At 72.2% G+C, this 17,462-nt stretch carries 16 protein-coding genes; 8 read left to right on the top strand and 8 right to left on the bottom strand.

Annotated elements, in window-relative coordinates:
* The first annotated feature begins 170 nt into the window (after positions 1 to 170).
* On the top strand, positions 171 to 1,637 hold the full coding sequence (locus tag ACFYZF_RS05255; protein WP_387016244.1) for an NAD-dependent malic enzyme: 1,467 nt from the start codon (positions 171 to 173) through the stop codon (positions 1,635 to 1,637).
* A gap of 25 nt (positions 1,638 to 1,662) precedes the next feature.
* Here the strand turns inward: ACFYZF_RS05255 and dapF are convergent, their stop codons facing one another.
* The 3 genes from dapF to ACFYZF_RS05270 are packed head-to-tail and all read right to left on the bottom strand — an operon-like array spanning position 1,663 to position 4,207.
* Positions 1,663 to 2,499 carry a diaminopimelate epimerase gene (gene dapF / locus ACFYZF_RS05260; protein ID WP_387016245.1) on the bottom strand — a complete coding sequence of 279 codons (837 nt, stop codon included), beginning with the start codon at positions 2,497 to 2,499 and terminating at the stop codon, positions 1,663 to 1,665.
* Between the two features lie 8 nt (positions 2,500 to 2,507).
* Positions 2,508 to 3,449, bottom strand: a complete 942-nt coding sequence (gene miaA, locus ACFYZF_RS05265) for a tRNA (adenosine(37)-N6)-dimethylallyltransferase MiaA (RefSeq protein ID WP_387017092.1) — start codon at positions 3,447 to 3,449, stop codon at positions 2,508 to 2,510.
* A complete protein-coding gene (locus ACFYZF_RS05270; protein ID WP_387016247.1) occupies positions 3,434 to 4,207 on the bottom strand; it encodes a class III extradiol dioxygenase subunit B-like domain-containing protein in 774 nt (257 codons plus the stop codon). Before ACFYZF_RS05270 ends, miaA begins: the two co-directional genes overlap by 16 nt.
* A gap of 149 nt (positions 4,208 to 4,356) precedes the next feature.
* Between ACFYZF_RS05270 and ACFYZF_RS05275 the strand changes: the two genes are divergently transcribed.
* Together ACFYZF_RS05275 and ACFYZF_RS05280 are read left to right on the top strand one after the other, a co-directional pair.
* Positions 4,357 to 5,565, top strand: a complete 1,209-nt coding sequence (locus tag ACFYZF_RS05275) for a DUF349 domain-containing protein (protein WP_387016249.1) — start codon at positions 4,357 to 4,359, stop codon at positions 5,563 to 5,565.
* Positions 5,566 to 5,909: 344 nt separating this feature from the next.
* Positions 5,910 to 6,875, top strand: a complete 966-nt coding sequence (locus ACFYZF_RS05280) for a polysaccharide lyase family 1 protein (RefSeq protein WP_387016250.1) — start codon at positions 5,910 to 5,912, stop codon at positions 6,873 to 6,875.
* A gap of 49 nt (positions 6,876 to 6,924) precedes the next feature.
* On the opposite strand, the gene miaB is transcribed toward ACFYZF_RS05280, so the two are convergent.
* On the bottom strand, positions 6,925 to 8,430 hold the full coding sequence (gene miaB / locus ACFYZF_RS05285; protein WP_387016252.1) for a tRNA (N6-isopentenyl adenosine(37)-C2)-methylthiotransferase MiaB: 1,506 nt from the start codon (positions 8,428 to 8,430) through the stop codon (positions 6,925 to 6,927).
* Positions 8,431 to 8,481: 51 nt separating this feature from the next.
* On the opposite strand from miaB, the gene ACFYZF_RS05290 reads away from it, so the two are divergent.
* Positions 8,482 to 8,715 (top strand): DUF2277 family protein, encoded by a 234-nt coding sequence (locus tag ACFYZF_RS05290; RefSeq protein WP_387016254.1) that lies wholly within the window; start codon positions 8,482 to 8,484, stop codon positions 8,713 to 8,715.
* An 88-nt stretch (positions 8,716 to 8,803) separates the two neighbouring features.
* Here the strand turns inward: ACFYZF_RS05290 and ACFYZF_RS05295 are convergent, their stop codons facing one another.
* Positions 8,804 to 9,283, bottom strand: coding sequence for a hypothetical protein (locus tag ACFYZF_RS05295; protein ID WP_350885252.1), 480 nt, complete (start codon positions 9,281 to 9,283; stop codon positions 8,804 to 8,806).
* Between the two features lie 241 nt (positions 9,284 to 9,524).
* Positions 9,525 to 10,514, bottom strand: a complete 990-nt coding sequence (gene selD / locus ACFYZF_RS05300; RefSeq protein WP_387016256.1) for a selenide, water dikinase SelD — start codon at positions 10,512 to 10,514, stop codon at positions 9,525 to 9,527.
* A 193-nt stretch (positions 10,515 to 10,707) separates the two neighbouring features.
* Here selD and ACFYZF_RS05305 point away from each other — a divergent pair, with 193 nt between their 5' ends.
* The 4 genes from ACFYZF_RS05305 to ACFYZF_RS05320 all read left to right on the top strand — a co-directional run bounded on the left by ACFYZF_RS05305 (position 10,708) and on the right by ACFYZF_RS05320 (position 14,024).
* On the top strand, positions 10,708 to 11,463 hold the full coding sequence (locus ACFYZF_RS05305; RefSeq protein WP_387016258.1) for an amino acid ABC transporter ATP-binding protein: 756 nt from the start codon (positions 10,708 to 10,710) through the stop codon (positions 11,461 to 11,463).
* Positions 11,464 to 11,519: 56 nt separating this feature from the next.
* Positions 11,520 to 12,386 (top strand): glutamate ABC transporter substrate-binding protein, encoded by an 867-nt coding sequence (locus ACFYZF_RS05310; RefSeq protein WP_387016260.1) that lies wholly within the window; start codon positions 11,520 to 11,522, stop codon positions 12,384 to 12,386.
* Between the two features lie 79 nt (positions 12,387 to 12,465).
* Positions 12,466 to 13,140 carry an amino acid ABC transporter permease gene (locus tag ACFYZF_RS05315; RefSeq protein ID WP_387016262.1) on the top strand — a complete coding sequence of 225 codons (675 nt, stop codon included), beginning with the start codon at positions 12,466 to 12,468 and terminating at the stop codon, positions 13,138 to 13,140.
* Positions 13,140 to 14,024: an amino acid ABC transporter permease gene (locus tag ACFYZF_RS05320; RefSeq protein WP_387016264.1), complete on the top strand. Its 885-nt coding sequence runs from the start codon at positions 13,140 to 13,142 to the stop codon at positions 14,022 to 14,024. Before ACFYZF_RS05315 ends, ACFYZF_RS05320 begins: the two co-directional genes overlap by 1 nt.
* Before the next feature lie 206 nt (positions 14,025 to 14,230).
* Here the strand turns inward: ACFYZF_RS05320 and rny are convergent, their stop codons facing one another.
* Together rny and ACFYZF_RS05330 are read right to left on the bottom strand one after the other, a co-directional pair.
* A complete protein-coding gene (gene rny / locus ACFYZF_RS05325; protein ID WP_387016266.1) occupies positions 14,231 to 15,997 on the bottom strand; it encodes a ribonuclease Y in 1,767 nt (588 codons plus the stop codon).
* A gap of 732 nt (positions 15,998 to 16,729) precedes the next feature.
* Positions 16,730 to 17,434 carry a 3-keto-5-aminohexanoate cleavage protein gene (locus ACFYZF_RS05330; protein WP_387016267.1) on the bottom strand — a complete coding sequence of 235 codons (705 nt, stop codon included), beginning with the start codon at positions 17,432 to 17,434 and terminating at the stop codon, positions 16,730 to 16,732.
* Between the last annotated feature and the right edge of the window lie 28 nt (positions 17,435 to 17,462).

Genomic DNA, 17,462 nt, shown 5'->3' on the forward strand with positions numbered 1-17,462 from the left:
CTTTCCGTCGCGTACGAGCAATCCTGACATGTGACAACGTCGAACGCACCAGCTATATGCCCGTTGCATGGACCACCAAAAGTGGGGGCGAATGCGACGCGACCGGTGCGGGCGGGTAGAAATGCGGGGCGACATACGACCGGCCGATCAGCGTTGACGGAGGCATTCCCGTGGCCATCACCCGACTTCCGAGTGCGGGGTTCTCGATCACCATCCGGATCGCCGTGCCCGCGGACGCCTCCTCGATCGGCCGGCTGACCACCTCCGTCGGCGAGGCCGGGGCGATCGTCACCGCGCTGGACGTGGTCGACTCCGACCCGACCCACGTGCTGGTCGACCTGACCTGCGACACCGCCGACGCCGGCCACGCCGACCAGGTGGTCGACGCGCTCACCGCGCTCGACGGGGTGGACGTCCGCAAGGTCTCCGACCGCACGTTCCTGCTGCACCTCGGCGGCAAGATCGAGGTCAGCTCGAAGGTGGCGCTGCGCAACCGCGACGAGCTGTCCCGGGCGTACACCCCGGGGGTGGCCCGGGTCTGTATGGCGATCGCCGAGAACCCGGCGGACGCCCGCCGGTTGACCATCAAGCGCAACACGGTCGCGGTGGTCAGCGACGGCTCGGCCGTGCTCGGCCTGGGCAACCTCGGGCCCGCCGCGTCGCTGCCCGTGATGGAGGGCAAGGCGGCGTTGTTCAAGCGGTTCGGCGGGGTGGACGCCTGGCCGGTGGTGCTGGACACCCAGGACACCGACGAGATCGTGGCGATCGTCAAGGCGATCGCGCCCGCGTACGGCGGGATCAACCTGGAGGACATCGCCGCGCCGCGCTGCTTCGAGATCGAGGCCCGGTTGCGCGAGCTGCTCGACATCCCGGTCTTCCACGACGACCAGCACGGCACCGCGATCTGCGTGCTGGCCGCGCTGACCAACGCGCTGCGCGTGGTGGGCAAGCAGCTCGCGGACGTCCGGGTGGTCGTCTCCGGCGCCGGAGCGGCCGGCACCGCGATCATGAAGCTGCTGCTGCGCCAGGGCGTCGGCGACATCATCGCGTGCGACCGCCAGGGCGCCCTGCACCCCGGCCTGAGCGGGCTCAACCCGGCCTGGCAGTGGCTGGCCGAGAACACCAACAAGGACAACTACTCCGGCGACCTGCCCGGGGCGGTACGCGGCGCGGACGTGTTCATCGGCGTCAGCGCGCCGAACCTGCTCACCGGCGACGACATCGCCGCCATGGCCAAGGACTCGATCGTCTTCGCGCTGGCCAACCCGGACCCGGAGGTCGACCCCCGGGAGGCGCGCAAGCACGCCGCCGTGGTGGCCACCGGGCGCTCCGACCAGCCGAACCAGATCAACAACGTGCTCGCCTTCCCGGGCGTGTTCCGGGGCATGCTGGACGCGCACGCCGAGGAGTTCACCGAGGAGATGGCGATCGCCGCCGCCCGGGCGATCGCGGACGTGGTCGGTGAGGAAAAGATCAACCCGACGGTCATCGTCCCCAGCGTCTTCGACTCCCGGGTCGCCCCGGCGGTCGCCGCCGCCGTCCGCGCCGCCGCCCAGTCCCCGGCCCCGCCTCCCGCCGCCGACCCGGGCCCCGCCGACCTCCCGGAAATCGCCGCCACCGCCAGCGCCACCCCCTGACCCCTGTTGGGGGCGACCCGGGCTTCTATCCGGGGAGGGTGACTGTGCCGGTGGCGATCAGGAGGGCTGGCCCGGCGAGCCAGCAGGAGTCGTCCGTGACCGTGACCGTGAGGCGGCCGCCGGGGACGTCGACCGTCGCCGTGCCGGTCTCCCGGCCGGCGTCGCGCAGGGCGACCGCGGCGACCGCGCACGCGCCGGTGCCGCAGGACAGCGTCTCGGCGGATCCCCGCTCGTAGACCCGCATGAGCACGTGGACGTCGGTGCCGCCGACGGGGTCGCCCGGCGCGGTGAACTCGACGTTCACCCCGGCGGGGAAGACCCCGGCGTCGAACACCGGCGCCCGGGTCAGGTCCAGGCCGGCCAGGTCCAGGCCGCCGGGGAGGACGCAGACCAGGTGCGGGTTGCCGACGTCCACGGCGGTGCCCGGCAGGGTCAGCCCACCCAGGGCGGCGGTCGCCACGTCGTACAGCCGGGGGCGGCGCATCTCGACCGAGACCGTGTCGCCCTCGACCAGCGCGCGCACGACGCCGGCGCGGGTGGCCACCGGCAGCGCCGCGCCGGACGGCGTGGCCAGCCCGGTCTCCAGCAGGTAGCGGACGAAGACCCGGGCGCCGTTGCCGCACATCTCGGCGACCGACCCGTCGGCGTTGCGGTAGTCCATGAACCATTCGGCGTCGCCGGCCAGGGCGGCGCCCTCGGGGTGCTTGGCGGCCCGCACCACCCGCAGGACGCCGTCCGCGCCGAGGCCCCGCCGCCGGTCGCACAGCGCGGCGACCATCCCCGGGGTCAGGTCGAGCGCGCCGTCCGGGTCGGGAAGGATGACGAAGTCGTTGCCGGTGCCGTGCCCCTTGGTGAACTCCACGCCCCCCATCATCGCGCAGCGGCGGGGACGAGACGCAGGGCGTCGGCAACCAGGCCCGGCGCTGCGGAGTCCAGCCAGTGGATCCGGGGATCGCGGCGGAACCAGGAGCGCTGTCGGCGGACGAACCGGCGGGTGGCCCGGACCGTCTCGTCGCGCGCCCCGCGCTCGGTCAGTTCCCCGGCGAGCAGGCGCAGCACCTGCTGGTAGCCGAGCGCCCGGCTGGCGGTGCGGCCCTCGCGCAGGCCGCACCCGACCAGGGCCCGGGTCTCGGCGACCAGACCGTCGGCCCACATCCGGTCCACCCGCAGGGCTATCCGCTCGTCCAGCGCGGTGGTGTCCAGGTCCACCCCGAGCTGCACGGACGGGTAGTACGGGGTGGGTTCGGGCAGGGACGCGGTGAACGGCGCCCCGGTCAGCTCGATCACTTCCAGGGCGCGGACGATCCGCCGGCCGTTGCCGGGCAGGATGCCCCCGGCCGCGGCCGGGTCCGCCGCGAGCAGCCGCGCGTGCAGGGGGGCCGGGCCGGCCTCGGCCAGCTCCGCCTCCAGCCGCTCCCGCACGACGGGGTCGGTGCCGGGGAACTCGAACCGCTCCAGCACCGCCCGCACGTACAGGCCGGAGCCGCCGACCAGCAGCGGCACCCGGCCCCGGGCCAGGATGTCGTCGACCGCCGCGCGGGCCAGCCGCTGGTACTCGGCGACGCTGGCCGGCTCGGTCACCTCCCAGATGTCGAGCAGGTGGTGCGGCACGCCCTCCCGCTCGGCCGGGGTGAGCTTCGCGGTGCCGATGTCCAGGCCCCGGTAGAGCTGCATCGAGTCGGCGTTGACCACCTCGCCGTCCAGGGCCCGCGCGAGGGCGATGCTCAGCGCGGACTTCCCGGCGGCGGTCGGCCCGACCACCGCCACCACCGTGCCGGGCGGGACGCCGCCCGCGCTCACGCCGGCTCCCAGTTGGCCACGAGGTAGGCGACGCCGTAGGGCGCCTCGTGGTGGCCCAGTTCGCCGCGCCAGTCACCACCCGCCGCACGGACCGCGCCGGCCAGCACCTGCCAGGGCGCCCGGCCGGCGGCGCTCAGCTCCGCCGACAGCGCCGGGTCGAGGCCGAGCAGGGCCTCGGCGTCGGCGTCCGCCAGGGCCCGGGCCACCCCGTCGTCGTACGCCTGCGCGCGCGGGTCGTCGTAGCCGGGCGCCTTCGTCCCGCGGCACGCCGACCCGTCCCCCAGCACCAGCAGCGCCACCCGGTGCTCCGCCGCCGCCCCGACCAGCTCGGCGCCGACCCGGGCGCACTCCTGCGGGGGCGCGTCGGTGGCGATCGAGTGCGCGAACCGGGGCAGCCCGGTGCCGGAACGGCCGAGGAGCCACGCGCCGATCGTCAGGCTCAGCGGAAGGCGCTCACCCCCCGCACAGTTGACCCGCCACAGTCGCACCTGCCTGTCCACCCCGTACGCCCGCAGCGAGCCGTAGTCGGCGGACCGGAACGACAGGGTCGCCGGCCCGGCGCCGACCAGCACGATCGCGTCCGGCCCGGCGGCGAGCAGCCGGGCCACGGACGCGGCGCAGGCGGCGCGGAGTTCGTCCAGCTCGCCGGCGGCGGCGCCGGCAACTTCCGGCACGAGCAGAGGCGGATGGGGGCAGACGGCGGCGGCGACCAGAGGCACCCGTTCACCGTAGCCGGACCCGCCGGTGCGTCCCCGCGCCGATCCGGTCATCCGGCTCTAGGACACCGTATGGTCACGGTCGACGACAGGCGCTCGACGCGGACGGGGGCGGACCTGTGACAATGCCGGGAGTAACTTGCTGCGCCGTGGCGGCGATCGCGGGCTTGTCCCGTCGACGCCGGGAGATCGAGGATGGGCACATGAGCGACTGGACGGCCTTCGGACGGGTGGACGCGGACGGCACTGTGTACGTCAAGACCGCCGAGGGCGAGCGGGTGGTCGGATCCTGGCAGGCGGGAGCCCCGGAGGAGGGGCTGGCCCATTTCGCCCGCCGCTTCGCGGACCTGGTCACCGAGGTTGACCTGACCGAGGCGCGGCTCAAGTCGGGCGCGGCTGACGCGGGCGGGTCGCTGACCACCATCCGCCGGATCCGCGCCTCGCTCGCCGAGGCGCACGTCGTCGGCGACATCGACGCGCTGGTCGCGCGGCTGGACAAGCTCGCGGCGGTCGCCGAGGAGAAGGCGGGCGAGGCCCGCGCCGCCAGGGATGCGGCCCGGGTCGAGGCGCTGGCCCGCAAGACCGCCCTGGTGGAGGAGGCGGAGAAGCTGGCCGCCGAGTCGACCGGCTGGAAGACCGCCGGCGACCGGCTCAAGGAGATCCTCGACGAGTGGAAGACCGTCCGCGGGGTTGACAAGAAGGCCGACGGTGAGCTGTGGAAGCGCTTCGCCGCCGCGCGGGACGCCTTCACCCGCCGCCGGGGCGCCCACTTCGCCACCCTGGACGCCGAGCGCAAGCAGGCGCAGCAGGTCAAGGAGGAGCTGGTCGCCGAGGCTGACAAGCTGAAGGAGTCCACCGACTGGGCGGCCACAGCCAACCAGCTCAAGGACCTGATGACCCAGTGGAAGGCGGCCCCCCGCGCCTCCAAGGAGGCCGAGCAGAAGCTCTGGGAACGGTTCCGGGCAGCCCAGGACGCCTTCTTCACCCGGCGCAGCGAGGTCTTCTCGGCCCGGGACGACGAGCAGCGGGGCAACCTGGAGCGCAAGCAGGCGCTGATCGCCGAGGCGGAGGCGCTGAACATCGACAGCGACCCGAAGGGTGCTCAGGCCAGGCTGCGGGACATCCAGGCGCAGTGGCACGAGGCCGGCCGGGTTCCTCGGGAGGCGGCTGCCGGACTGGAGCGCCGGCTGCGCGCGATCGACGACAAGGTCCGCGAGGTGATGGACTCCGCGTGGCGGCGGACCACCAAGGAGGACAACCCGCTGCTGACCCAGATGCGGGTGCAGGTCGCCGAGGCCGAGGAGCGGCTGGCCCGGGCCCAGGCCGCCGGGGACGCCCGGCGGATCAAGGATGCCGAGCAGGCGCTCGCCTCGAAGCGCCAGTTCCTCCAGCTCGCCGAGCAGGCCGGCTGAGCCCAGCAACTCCGGGAGCCCCCGGTCCCACCACGGGACCGGGGGCTCCCGGCTGTCCGCGCCCTCGCCGCCCCGGGCCCGACGTCCGACGTCCGTCGGCCCTTCCGGGCAGCTCGGGGACATCGCCGGGCCCGGACTTTACATCGATAGACATCTGTGCTTACATCAGGAAAGCGCTTACCTGCAACCGTTGGTGGCGCCAGCACGGGAGCCGCTTCTCACTCCAGGGGCAGTCCACACCGGCGGGGCACGGGTCACCGTCCCCGGTCGACCCCGGCGCCACCGGGTAGGCGCCAGGCGATCGGCCGACGGCCCGCGCACCCGAACCACCGAAGGGAAGCACCATGCGCATCACGTCACGACGTCGGACGACGCTGCTCGCCGCAGCCGCCACCGCCTCGGTCCTCGTCGCCGGGGCCCTCACCGCCGCCACCGCGCCGGCGTCGGCCGCGCCGACCGACCTGGTCGGCTGGGCCACCCAGAACGGGGGCACCACCGGGGGCGGCAACGCCGCGACCACCACCGTCACCAGCGCCTCCGCGCTGACCACCGCGGTCGGCTCCAGCAGCGCCGCGGTGATCCGGGTCTCCGGCACCATCACCTGCTCCGGCATGCTGCGGGTCCGGTCGAACAAGACCATCCTCGGCAACCCGGGGGCGACCATCTCCGGCTGCGGGCTCAACATCAACGGCGACCGCAACGTCATCATCCGGAACATCACGTTCAAGAGCTGGAACGACGACGCGATCAACGTTCAGGAGTCGGCGACCAACCTCTGGATCGACCACAACACCTTCACCGGCGGCTACGACGGCGCAGTCGACATCAAGCGGGGCTCGGACTTCATCACCGTGTCGTGGAACCGGGTCTACAACCACGACAAGTCGATGCTGCTCGGCCACAGCGACGACAACGCCAGCCAGGACACCGGCCACCTGCGGGTGACCTACCACCACAACTGGTTCGACGCGAGCACCCAGCGCCACCCCCGGGTCCGCTTCGGCAACCCGGTGCACGTCTACAACAACTACTACTACAAGAACAGCGGCTACGGCGTGGCCTCCACGGAGGGCGCCGGCGTGCTCGTCGAGGGCAACTACTTCGACGGCGTCAGCGACCCGTACCACCTGGGCGAGGGCAGCTCCGGGCCGGGCACCCTGGTCGCCCGGAACAACCACCTCGTGGGCTCCGGCAGCGGCCAGACCGGCGGCAGCGTGAAGAGCATCCCGTACCCGTACACCCTCGACAGCGCGAGCAGCGTCAAGTCGATCGTGACGGGCGGCGCGGGGGCCGGCAAGATCTCGGTCTGATCGTCGGAAGGCTGGTCGGGGCCCGCCGGCGCGGCGGGCCCCGATCGCGTCAGTGGGCGGCGCAGCCGGTCGTCGGCGCGGGGGCCGCGGCCGGCGCGCCGATCGTGGGCAGGCCGAGCAACACCCCGGGAGTACGCGGGGAGCGGCCCGCCTCGGCGGCGTCGCCGGCCCGGGTGCGGCGGTGCGACAGCGGCTCGCCGTCCGCGTTGAGGTGGTGCGGGGCGGCGTACGTGACCGTGGTGTGCACGACGTCCCCGGGACGGATCCGCCCGGCGAGGCCCCCCGCGCCTGTCGCGAAGTGCACGAGGCGGCCGTCGCGGGCCCGGCCGGACATCCGGCCGGTGCGCTCGTCCTTGCGGCCCTCGCCGACGGCGACCAGCACCTCAAGGGTCTCGCCGACCAGCCGCTTGTTCTCCGCCCAGGTGATCTCCTCGACCGTGGCGATCAGCCGCTCGTACCGCTCCTGGACCACCTGCTTGGGGATCTGACCGTCCATCGTGGCGGCCGGGGTGCCAGGGCGCTTGGAGTACTGGAAGGTGAACGCCGAGGAGAACCGGGACTCGCGGACCACGTCCAGGGTGCGCTGGAAGTCCGCCTCGGTCTCCCCGGGGAAGCCGACGATGATGTCGGTGGTGATCGCCGCGTGCGGCATCGCCGCCCGGACCTTGGAGATGATCCCCAGGTACTTCTCCGACCGGTACGACCGGCGCATCGCCTTCAGCACGTCGTCCGAGCCGGACTGCAACGGCATGTGCAGCGAGGGGCAGACGTTCGGGGTCTCGGCCATCGCGGCGATCACGTCGTCGGTGAAGTCCTTCGGGTGCGGGCTGGTGAACCTGACCCGCTCCAGCCCGTCGATGTCCCCGCAGGCCCGCAGCAGCTTGCCGAACGCGTACCGGTCGCCGAACTCGACGCCGTAGGAGTTGACGTTCTGCCCGAGCAGGGTCACCTCCAGCACGCCCTCGTCGACCAGGGCGCGGACCTCGGAGAGGATGTCGCCGGGGCGGCGGTCCTTCTCCTTGCCGCGCAGGGAGGGCACGATGCAGAACGTGCACGTGTTGTTGCAGCCCACCGAGATCGACACCCAGCCGGCGTACGTCGACTCGCGTCGCGCCGGCAGCGTCGAGGGGAAGATGTCGAGGGATTCGAGGATCTCCACCTCGGCGGCGGCGTTGTGCCGGGCCCGCTCCAGCAGCACCGGCAGCGAGCCGATGTTGTGCGTGCCGAACACCACGTCCACCCAGGGGGCCTTGCGGACGATGTCGCCGCGGTCCTTCTGGGCGAGACAGCCGCCGACGGCGATCTGCATTCCCGGATGCTTGTCCTTCACGGGGCGCAGATGACCCAGGTTGCCGTAGAGCCGGTTGTCGGCGTTCTCCCGGACGGCGCAGGTGTTGAACACCACCACGTCCGGGTTGTCGTCGGTCTCGGCGGCGCGCAGGTAACCGGCCTGTTCCAGCAGGCCGGAGATGCGCTCGGAGTCGTGCACGTTCATCTGGCAGCCGTACGTACGCACCTGGTAGGTGCGCGGGCTGCCCACGGCTGCGGTAGTCATGACCCGGACAGCGTATCCGGGCGAGCCGATCAACTCGAACGAGGAGGAGCCGTGTGCCGAAGCATCAAGACCTTGCGTGAGCCGTACGTGCCGGAGGTGACCAGGGCCGACGTCGAGGCGGCGGCGTTGCAGTACGTCCGGAAGATCTCCGGGTTCCGGGCGCCGGCCGCCCACAACGCGGCGGCGTTCGACGCGGCGGTGGCCGCCGTCGCCGAGGCCACCGCGACCCTGCTCGACCAGTTGGTGGTCCGCGGCGGGAGCCAGCAGCCGGCCGCCGGGGGCTGAGCCGGCCGCCCGGACCTGGGCGGGCCACGCCGCGCCGGGGGCCGGCTGCGATGCCGGTCTCCCGGCCGTCGGCGTCGGGCCGCCCCGGTCAGGCGGCGGCCAGGGCCGGGACGACCGAGTCCGGGGCCCACCTGGAGCGGTGGCACCGGGACCAGCCCCGGCAGCCGGGGTTGGCCAGCGTGCAGAGGCGCTGGTTGCCCAGCACCTCGCCGTCGTCGGTCTCGGCGACGTCGAAGTGCACCGGGCGGATCGTGCCGTCGGGCGCGACCAGCAGGTGCCGGCCGGCGTCGAGGGTGTCGTCGCGCAGTAGGCAGTTACGGCCGAGCAGCCGGGCCAGCGCGGCGATGCCGGGCAGCTCGGGCAGGCTCTCGGGCACGCCGTAACAGTCCACGATCGTGCCGAACTCCCCCGGCGCCTGCCAGACGTCGCAGATCACCGCGTACGTGGGCAGCCGTGCGGGGTCGGCCACCGCGAGCGGCATCACCACCCGCCCCAGGGCCTCGGCCAGCGCCGGGTAGACCTCCACCGGGGGCACCCCGTCGATTCTCCAGTTCCACAGCTCGGTCATGCCGCCTCCTCGCTGCGTTCGTCCCACCGGCCTCCGGATCGGGCCTTAATGACGATGGTGGGGGGCATTTGACCTCAGCCGGGCGCAAGTTACCGGTCTGTGACCATTCTGGGCAAAATTTCCCGACCCGCCGTTGCGGTGAGTGACGGAAAGATGACAGTTTATCGGGTATGGTGGTCCATCCGGCACCCGACACCCGCTCCGGGTCAACGATCACCGCGGCCCGGCGCTACAGCCCTCCTCAGCGCACCACGACGAGGTGGTCGCCGCGCGGCAGCAGCTCGCCGATCACCGTGGCCCCCGGGATCTCGCCGGCGACCAGCAGCCCGCCCGAGGTCTGGGCGTCGGCCAGCAGCAGCCGCTCCGCCTCGCCCGCCGCGCCGAAGTCGGTCCACGGGGCGACCCAGTCCAGGTTGCGGCGGGTGCCGCCGCTGACGTACCCGTCGCGGACGGCCTCCCGCGCGCCTGGCAGGTACGGCACCCGGGCCGCGTCGATCGCCACCGTCAGCCGGCTGGCCCGGGCCAGCTTCGAGGCGTGCCCGAGCAGCCCGAAGCCGGTCACGTCGGTGCCGCAGCGGACCCCGGCGGCGACCGCCGCGCGGGCGGCGTCCCGGTTCAGCGCCGCCATCGAGGCGACCGCCTCGGCGAACCACTCCCCGGTGGCCTTGTGCCGGGTGTTGAGCACCCCCACACCGAGCGGCTTGGTCAGCGACAACGGCAGCCCGGCCCGCCCGGCGTCCAGTGTGATCAGCTCCTCCGGCCGGACCACGCCGGTGACCGCGAGGCCGTACTTCGGGCCGTCGTCGTCGACGCTGTGCCCGCCGGACAGGTGGCAGCCGGCCTCCCGGGCCACATCCTGGCCGCCCCGCAGCACCTCCCCGGCCAGCTCGATCGGCAGCCGCTCCCGGGGCCAGCAGAGCAGGTTGAGCGCGACGAGCGGCGTGCCACCCATGGCGTACAGGTCGGAGAGCGCGTTCGCGGCGGCGATCCGCCCCCAGTCGTACGCGTCGTCGACGACCGGGGTGAAGAAGTCGGCGGTGCTGACCAGGCCGGTCCGCTCATCGAGGCGGACCACCGTGGCGTCGTCGCCGTGGTCGAGGCCGACCAGCAACTCGGCCGTGCCGCTGGCGGGGCCGAGGCCGGCGACCAGCGTCTCCAGCTCGCCGGGCGGGATCTTGCACGCGCACCCGCCACCGCGGGCGTATTCGGTCAGGCGTACCGGTTCCGTCATCCCCTCATAATCTTCGTACGTCGTGGCCTCCGCCACCTGCCCGGCCGTCCGGCCCTGATTCGGACGCCCGACAACGATCGTTACCGGTGTTACCGCACCGTGACCAGATGGGTTGCGTTCCGCCATCTCGGCCCGCCTACAGTGGCCGGACCGGGGGTCATCCGACTCCCTGGCGTACACGACGACAGGGACGGTGGACGACGTGACGACGGGCGAACCGCTCATCGTGCTGGACTCGGTCAACAAGTGGTTCGGGCCGCTGCACGTGCTGGACGACGTCTCGCTCTCCGTCGGCAAGGGCGAGGTGGTCGTGGTGATCGGCCCGTCCGGCTCCGGGAAGTCGACCCTCTGCCGCACGATCAACCGACTGGAGCCGATCAGCTCCGGCAGCATCACCTTCGACGGCCAGCCGTTGCCGGCCGAGGGGAAGGCGCTGGCGAAGCTGCGCAGCGAGGTCGGCATGGTGTTCCAGTCGTTCAACCTCTTCGCGCACAAGACCATCCTGGAGAACGTCACCCTGGGGCCTGTCAAGGTCCGCAAGGAGAAGGCCGCGAGCGCGCGCGAACGCGGGCTGGCCCTGCTGGACCGGGTGGGCATCGCCAACCAGGCCGACAAGTTCCCCGCCCAGCTCTCCGGCGGCCAGCAGCAGCGGGTGGCGATCGCCCGCGCGCTGGCCATGCAGCCCAAGGCGATGCTCTTCGACGAGCCGACCAGCGCGCTCGACCCGGAGATGGTGGGCGAGGTGCTGGACGTGATGACCTCGCTGGCCCGCGAGGGCATGACCATGGTCGTGGTCACCCACGAGATGGGCTTCGCCCGGCACGCGGCCAACCGGGTCATCTTCATGGCCGACGGCAGGCTGGTCGAGGACGCTCCCCCGACTGAGTTCTTCGGCAACCCGCGCAGCGAGCGGGCCAGGGACTTCCTCTCCAAGATCCTCACGCACTAGGCGCCCGTACCGGAGCACTCCGCCCCCTGGCGTGCCCCGTCGAGAAGGAGATGAGTATGCGTATCAAGCGCGTGGCGGCAGTAGCCGCGGCGGCCGCCCTTGCACTGGGAATGACCGCCTGCGGAAGCGACGACGACGGCGGCGGCAGCGGCTCGGGCAGCAAGGGCCTTGTCGGCAAGGCGCAGAGCCAGAAGAAGCTGGTCATCGGCGTGAAGGCCGACCAGCCGGGGCTGGGCCTGCAGACCGGCAGCACCTACGAGGGCTTCGATGTCGAGATCGCCAAGATCATCGCCAAGGGCCTGGGCGTCGAAGCCGCCAACATCGAGTGGAAGACCACGGTCTCCGCCAACCGTGAGCCCTTCATCCAGCAGGGCACCGTGGACCTGGTCGTGGCGACGTACACGATCAACGACGAGCGCAAGCAGAAGATCAACTTCGCCGGGCCGTACTTCATCGCCGGCCAGGATCTGCTGGTCAAGGCGGACTCGACCCTCGCTGGCCCGGAGGCGCTGGACGGCAAGACGGTCTGCTCGGTGACCGGGTCCACTCCGGCCAAGCGGATCCAGCAGGAGCACCCGAAGGCCAAGCTCCAGCAGTTCGACTCGTACTCGAAGTGCCTGCCGCTGCTGGAGAACGGCAAGGTCGACGCCGTCACCACCGACGACATCATCCTCGCCGGCTACGCCGCGCAGACGCAGTACGCCGGCAAGTTCAAGGTGGTGGGTAAGCCCTTCTCCTCCGAGCCCTACGGCATCGGCCTGAAGAAGGACGACAAGGCAGGCTGCGAGAAGGTCAACGAGATCCTCAAGGCCTCCGCCTCGGACGGCACCTACAAGACCGCCTGGGACGCCACGCTGGGCAAGAGCGGCAAGGCCGCGCCCGAGCTGGACACCACCAAGCTGACCAACTGCGGCAGCGTCTGACTGGTTCCGGGGCCGGCACCGGTGACGGTGTCGGCCCCGGTCCGTCACGACGCCGACAACGTGCCCCGGGAGTCGACGCATGCACGTATTCGCTGACCAGGCCAACTTCGACGCGTATGTGTCGGGCTTTCTCTGGATCCTCAAGCTGACCGGTGCGGCAGCGGTCCTCGCGTTGCTTCTCGGCGTGCTGCTCGCCGCGTTCCGGGTCTCCCCCGTGCCGGTGCTGCGCGGCCTCGGCACGGCCTGGGTCAACATCTTCCGCAACACCCCGCTGACCCTGATCATCTTCTTCTGCTACTTCGGCCTCTTCTCCACCCTGGGGCTCAGCCTGGCCGAGGACCTGGACCTGAACAACTACTGGCTCGGTGTCGTCGGCCTCTCCGTCTACACCGCGTCGTTCGTCTGTGAAGCCGTTCGTTCCGGCATCAACACGGTGCCGAACGGACAGGCGGAGGCCGCCCGAGCGATCGGGCTCACCTTCTTCCAGACCCTGCGGATCGTGGTGCTGCCCCAGGCCGGCCGGGCCGTCGTGGCCCCGCTGGGCAGCGTCCTCATCGCGCTCTGCAAGAACGCCACGATCGTCGGCACGATCGGGCTGATGGAGTCCTCCAGCGTGATGAAGGACCTGATCAACAGCAACGGTGACGCGGTCATCGCGATCTTCGCGGTCTTCGCCGGCACGTTCGCCGCGCTCCTGATTCCCACCGGCTACTTCTTCGGCTGGCTGGCCAACCGACTGGCGGTGAAGCGCTGATGAGCGCCAGCAACGTCCTCTACGACCACCCGGGGCCGCGGGCCCGCGCCCGCAACGCGGTGCTCAGCGTGGTCTTCGGCGTCGGTCTGGTCGCGCTGCTCTGGTGGATCTACCGGAAGTTCGACGAGGCCGGCCAGTGGGAAGCCCACCTCTGGAAGCCGTTCACCGAAGCGTCGACCTGGACCGAGTTCATCGTTCCGGGCCTCCAGCAGACCCTGCTCGCGGCCGGCACCGGGATGGTCCTGTCACTCGCCTTCGGCATCGTCTTCGCCGTGGGCCGACTCTCCGAGCACCGGTGGATCCGGGTGCCCTCGGGTGCGGTCGTAGAGTTCTTCCGCGCCGTGCCGCTGCTTCTGATGATCTTCTTCATCTTCTACGGGGTGCCGTTCCTCATCCAGGGCCCGGTCTCGGCGTTCTGGTCCGTGGTCATCGGTCTGACGTTGTACAACGGATCGGTCCTCGCCGAGGCGTTCCGCGCCGGCATCCGGTCGATCCCAGGGGGCCAGGCCGAGGCAGCGTACGCGGTGGGTATGCGCAAGGCCCAGGTGATGCGCCTGATCCTGATTCCCCAGGCGGCCCGGGCGATGCTGCCGGTGATCGTCAGTCAGCTCGTGGTGCTGCTGAAGGACACCGCGCTCGGCTACATCGTGGCCTTCCCCGAGTTGCTGCAACGCGGCGTGAACGACCTCTCCGCCAACTACGGCAACGTGGTCGCCGCCGCGATGGTTGTCGCCGCGATCTACATCGTGATCAATACGCTGCTCACCCTGCTCGCGAACTGGCTGGACGGGCGGACCCGGCGACGGGCGTCCCGGGCGCCGAACCAGGCCGCCCTGAGCCCGAACCAGGTGGGCGGACCAGCCGTGGTCGAGCCGCAGGGCTGAGGGACCTCTTCAGCAACACGAGGGCGACGCGGCAGGACTCGCGTCGCCCTCGTTGCCCCAGAGGCTGGTCGGCCAGGCGCGCTCGGGGCGCCCCCTGACCGCACACGGGGCGCCCCGAGCAACTCCATCCGCCGAGGCCGCCGCACGGATCAGTGGACGGGGCAGCGAAGCCGCAGTGAGGGCTGGAGACCCTCGCCGTCCCGCTCTCAGCGGGCGATCTCGGTGACCCGGGACTCGCGCACCACGGTCACCCGGATCTGTCCCGGGTAGGTCAGCTCCTCCTCGATCTGCTTGGCCACGTCCCGGGCCAACACCGCCGCGCCGATGTCGTCGACGTCGTCGGGCTTGACCATCACCCGGATCTCCCGGCCCGCCTGCATGGCGAAGACCTTCTCCACGCCGATCTTCCCGGCCGCGATCTCCTCGATCCGCTCCAGCCGCTTGACGTACGCCTCCAGGCTCTCCCGCCGCGCCCCCGGCCGGCCACCGGAGCAGGCGTCGGAAGCCTGGGTGAGGACGGCCTCGACGGTCTGTGGCGGCACCTCGTTGTGGTGTGCCTCGATGGCGTGGACGACGTCCTCGCTCTCGCCGTACTTGCGGGCCAGGTCGGCGCCGATGATGGCGTGGCTGCCCTCCACCTCGTGGGTGAGCGCCTTGCCGATGTCGTGCAGGAACGCCGACCGCTTGATCGTCGGCACGTCCAGTCGCAACTCGGCGGCCATGATCCCCGCGATGTGCGCGGTCTCCACCAGGTGCTTGAGCACGTTCTGCCCGTACGAGGTGCGGTAGCGCAGCCGGCCGAGCAGGGTGACCATCTCGTCGTGGATCTCGGTGATGCCGACCTCGACGAGGGCGTCCTCGGCGGCGCGGCGGCAGAGCTGCTCCACCTCCTGCCGGGCCAGGTCGTAGACCTCCTCGATCCGGTGCGGGTGGATCCGCCCGTCGAGCACCAGCTTCTCCAGGGTGACCCGGCCGACCTCGCGCCGCACCGGGTCGAAACAGGAGAGCAGCACCGCCTCAGGGGTGTCGTCGATGATCAGGTTGACCCCGGTGACCGACTCGAAGGCGCGGATGTTGCGCCCTTCCCGGCCGATGATCCGCCCTTTCATCTCGTCCCCGGGCAGGTGCAGGACGCTGACCACGCTCTCTGCGGTCTGCTCGCTGGCGATCCGCTGGATGGCGTCCACAACGATGTGCCGGGCGCGCTGATCGGCCGTGCTGCGGGCGTCCGACTCGATGTCCCGAACCAGCAGCGCGGCCTCCCGCTTGGCCTGCGTCTCGATCGCCTCGATCAGCTCCGTGCGGGCGGCGTCGACGGTCAGCCCGGCGACGCGCTCCAACTCCCGCCGGGCCTGCTCCTCCGCCTCGGTCAGGGCCCGTTCCCGCTCGACCAGCGCAGACTCCCGGACGGCCAGTGCAGCGCTGGCGGCGGTGAGCTGGCGCTCCCGGTCGGCGAACCGCTCCACCTCCTCGGTGTGCAACCGCTCCCGCTCGTCCATCCGGGCGGCCCGCCGCTCCACCTCGGCGGCCTGTTCCCGGGTGGTCGAGGCGAGCACCGCCACTTCGCGTTCGCCGCTGCGCCGGGCCGCCGTGCGCAGTTGCTCGGCGTCCGCCTCGGCCTGCTTGTGGGCCCGCTCCAGGACGGTGTCCGCCTCCGCTCGGGCGCCGTCGAGCACCCGCCCGGCCTCGGAGCGGGCCGCCTTCGCCTCGGCCTTCGCCGCGGCGGCCTCGGCGCGCGCCGCCGCGGCCGCGGACTTGGCCACGTCGATGGTGCTGTTCACCTCGTCGGCGGCGGTGCGTAGCGCGGCCAGGGACTGTTCCTGGCGGTCCTTCTCGGCGGCGTAGGCCGGGTCCTCGGGGCGGGGGGCGGTGCTGATTCGGCGCATCGTGCGCAGCCCCACCAGCACCGCGCCGACGACCACGACGGCCAGCACCAGCACCACGGCGAGGATGACGGCATCGAAGGCGTTCACGACCGCACCGCTACATCGACGTGGGCCGAAGCGAGCCGACGGGTCGGGACGAGCGGGCGGGCCTGGCCGCCGCCGATGGCGGCGGAACTTCGGCGTGCCGCCCGGGTGACTTCCGGGCAGGCACCGGAGCGGGCGACTCGGGCGCCGCCGGGTCGGAGGCCACGGCGCGCGTCGCCGCCGGGTCGAAGACCATGGCGCGCGGCGTCGCGGCCGACCCCGTCGCCCGTCGGTGCGTCGCGACCGACGGCCGTCCTGTCGGGACCACCGGTGTACCTGTGCCACCCCGCCATGGCCGCCTCCCCTGAACGTCGGCGCCGCAGTGCTCATGCCACCTGGGCACACGCGCTGCGGCTCTGAGACGCCCGACCTGAGCGGCTGGCCATGGGTAGCTCTCACCACCGGCGATGCCCGCTGGGCATCGTCGGCAGCCGGGTGCAGTTGTCGCACCAGCTCCGGTCCGGCCTGTCGGAGCTGGCACCGCAGGCCGGCGAGCCGGCCAAAGTGATGCTGTTCTGTTACGCGATCTATGTTGTGCGCTTAGCCTGCGCTGGTCGGGCAATGTGAGCCTGTATGGCGAGGCTAGGTCTCCGGGGGCCGTCTGGTCAAGGACTCATGATCAAACCCCTCGAACGGAGCGAAGTTGAGGGGTCACCGAACGCCGATCCGACGCCGGACACCGCCGGACAAAGGTGGCGTGGCGCGCCCGCAGTCGGGGCATCGGCGCTGCTCTGCTCAGTGGGCTCCACCCGCGAGGGCCGCGCCGACCAGCGCGGCATTGTCGGCGGCCGGCGCGCCGCCCGGCAGCAGGAAGGTGTCCTCCAGCCCGATCCTGGTGTCGAGCCCGCGACCGACGGCCTCGGCGAGCACCGGCCACACCGCCGGGCCCTCGGCGTGCAGCAGCACCGGCGGGCCACCGGGCGGCAGGGCGGCGAGAATGCCGGCAGCGTCGACCAACGCGTCCGCCGGATCGGGGGCCATGCACTCGACGAGGACCCGCAGGGCCGGCACCCGCCAGCCCCGGTACGCCCGGACGGCGTCCAGGGTCCAGACGCCGGCCTCGACGGCCACGCCCCGCTCGACCAGCGCCGCCGCCACCTGCTCGGCACCGGCCTCGTGCACGTTGACCGACACGAAGTCGGGCGGCACCTGCCAGGCCCGCACGGCGGCCACCCGGGCGGCCGGATCCGGCTCGATCCACGCGCCGGTGCTCACGCCGACCGGCAGCCCGGGGCAGGTGGCGCGCAGCGCGGCGACCGCCGCGTCGACCACCGCCGGGGCGAGCGACTCCGCGCCGGCGGCGTCACGTGGGTGGACGTGTACCGCCGCGACGCCGAGGGCGGCGCAGCGATACGCGTCGGCGGCCAACTCGGCCGGGGTGACCGGCACGGCGGGGTGTTCGGCCCGGCTCCGGCCGCCGTTGAGACACGCCTTCAACATCGATGCCGCCTTCCCGCCACGTCCCGCC

It is taken from the genome of Micromonospora sp. NPDC001898 (assembly GCF_042891255.1).
GTDB lineage: Bacteria > Actinomycetota > Actinomycetes > Mycobacteriales > Micromonosporaceae > Micromonospora.

Bases quoted from the DNA above. Each gene is read 5' to 3' on its own strand.
- ACFYZF_RS05310 (WP_387016260.1), top strand. From the start codon at position 11,520: ATGCGTATCAAGCGCGTGGCGGCAGTAGCCGCGGCGGCCGCCCTTGCA.
- ACFYZF_RS05315 (WP_387016262.1), top strand. From the start codon at position 12,466: ATGCACGTATTCGCTGACCAGGCCAACTTCGACGCGTATGTGTCGGGC.
- ACFYZF_RS05320 (WP_387016264.1), top strand. From the start codon at position 13,140: ATGAGCGCCAGCAACGTCCTCTACGACCACCCGGGGCCGCGGGCCCGC.
- ACFYZF_RS05280 (WP_387016250.1), top strand. From the start codon at position 5,910: ATGCGCATCACGTCACGACGTCGGACGACGCTGCTCGCCGCAGCCGCC.
- ACFYZF_RS05275 (WP_387016249.1), top strand. From the start codon at position 4,357: ATGAGCGACTGGACGGCCTTCGGACGGGTGGACGCGGACGGCACTGTG.
- ACFYZF_RS05330 (WP_387016267.1), bottom strand. From the start codon at position 17,434: ATGTTGAAGGCGTGTCTCAACGGCGGCCGGAGCCGGGCCGAACACCCC.
- ACFYZF_RS05295 (WP_350885252.1), bottom strand. From the start codon at position 9,283: ATGACCGAGCTGTGGAACTGGAGAATCGACGGGGTGCCCCCGGTGGAG.
- ACFYZF_RS05270 (WP_387016247.1), bottom strand. From the start codon at position 4,207: ATGACCGGATCGGCGCGGGGACGCACCGGCGGGTCCGGCTACGGTGAA.
- miaB (WP_387016252.1), bottom strand. From the start codon at position 8,430: ATGACTACCGCAGCCGTGGGCAGCCCGCGCACCTACCAGGTGCGTACG.
- selD (WP_387016256.1), bottom strand. From the start codon at position 10,514: ATGACGGAACCGGTACGCCTGACCGAATACGCCCGCGGTGGCGGGTGC.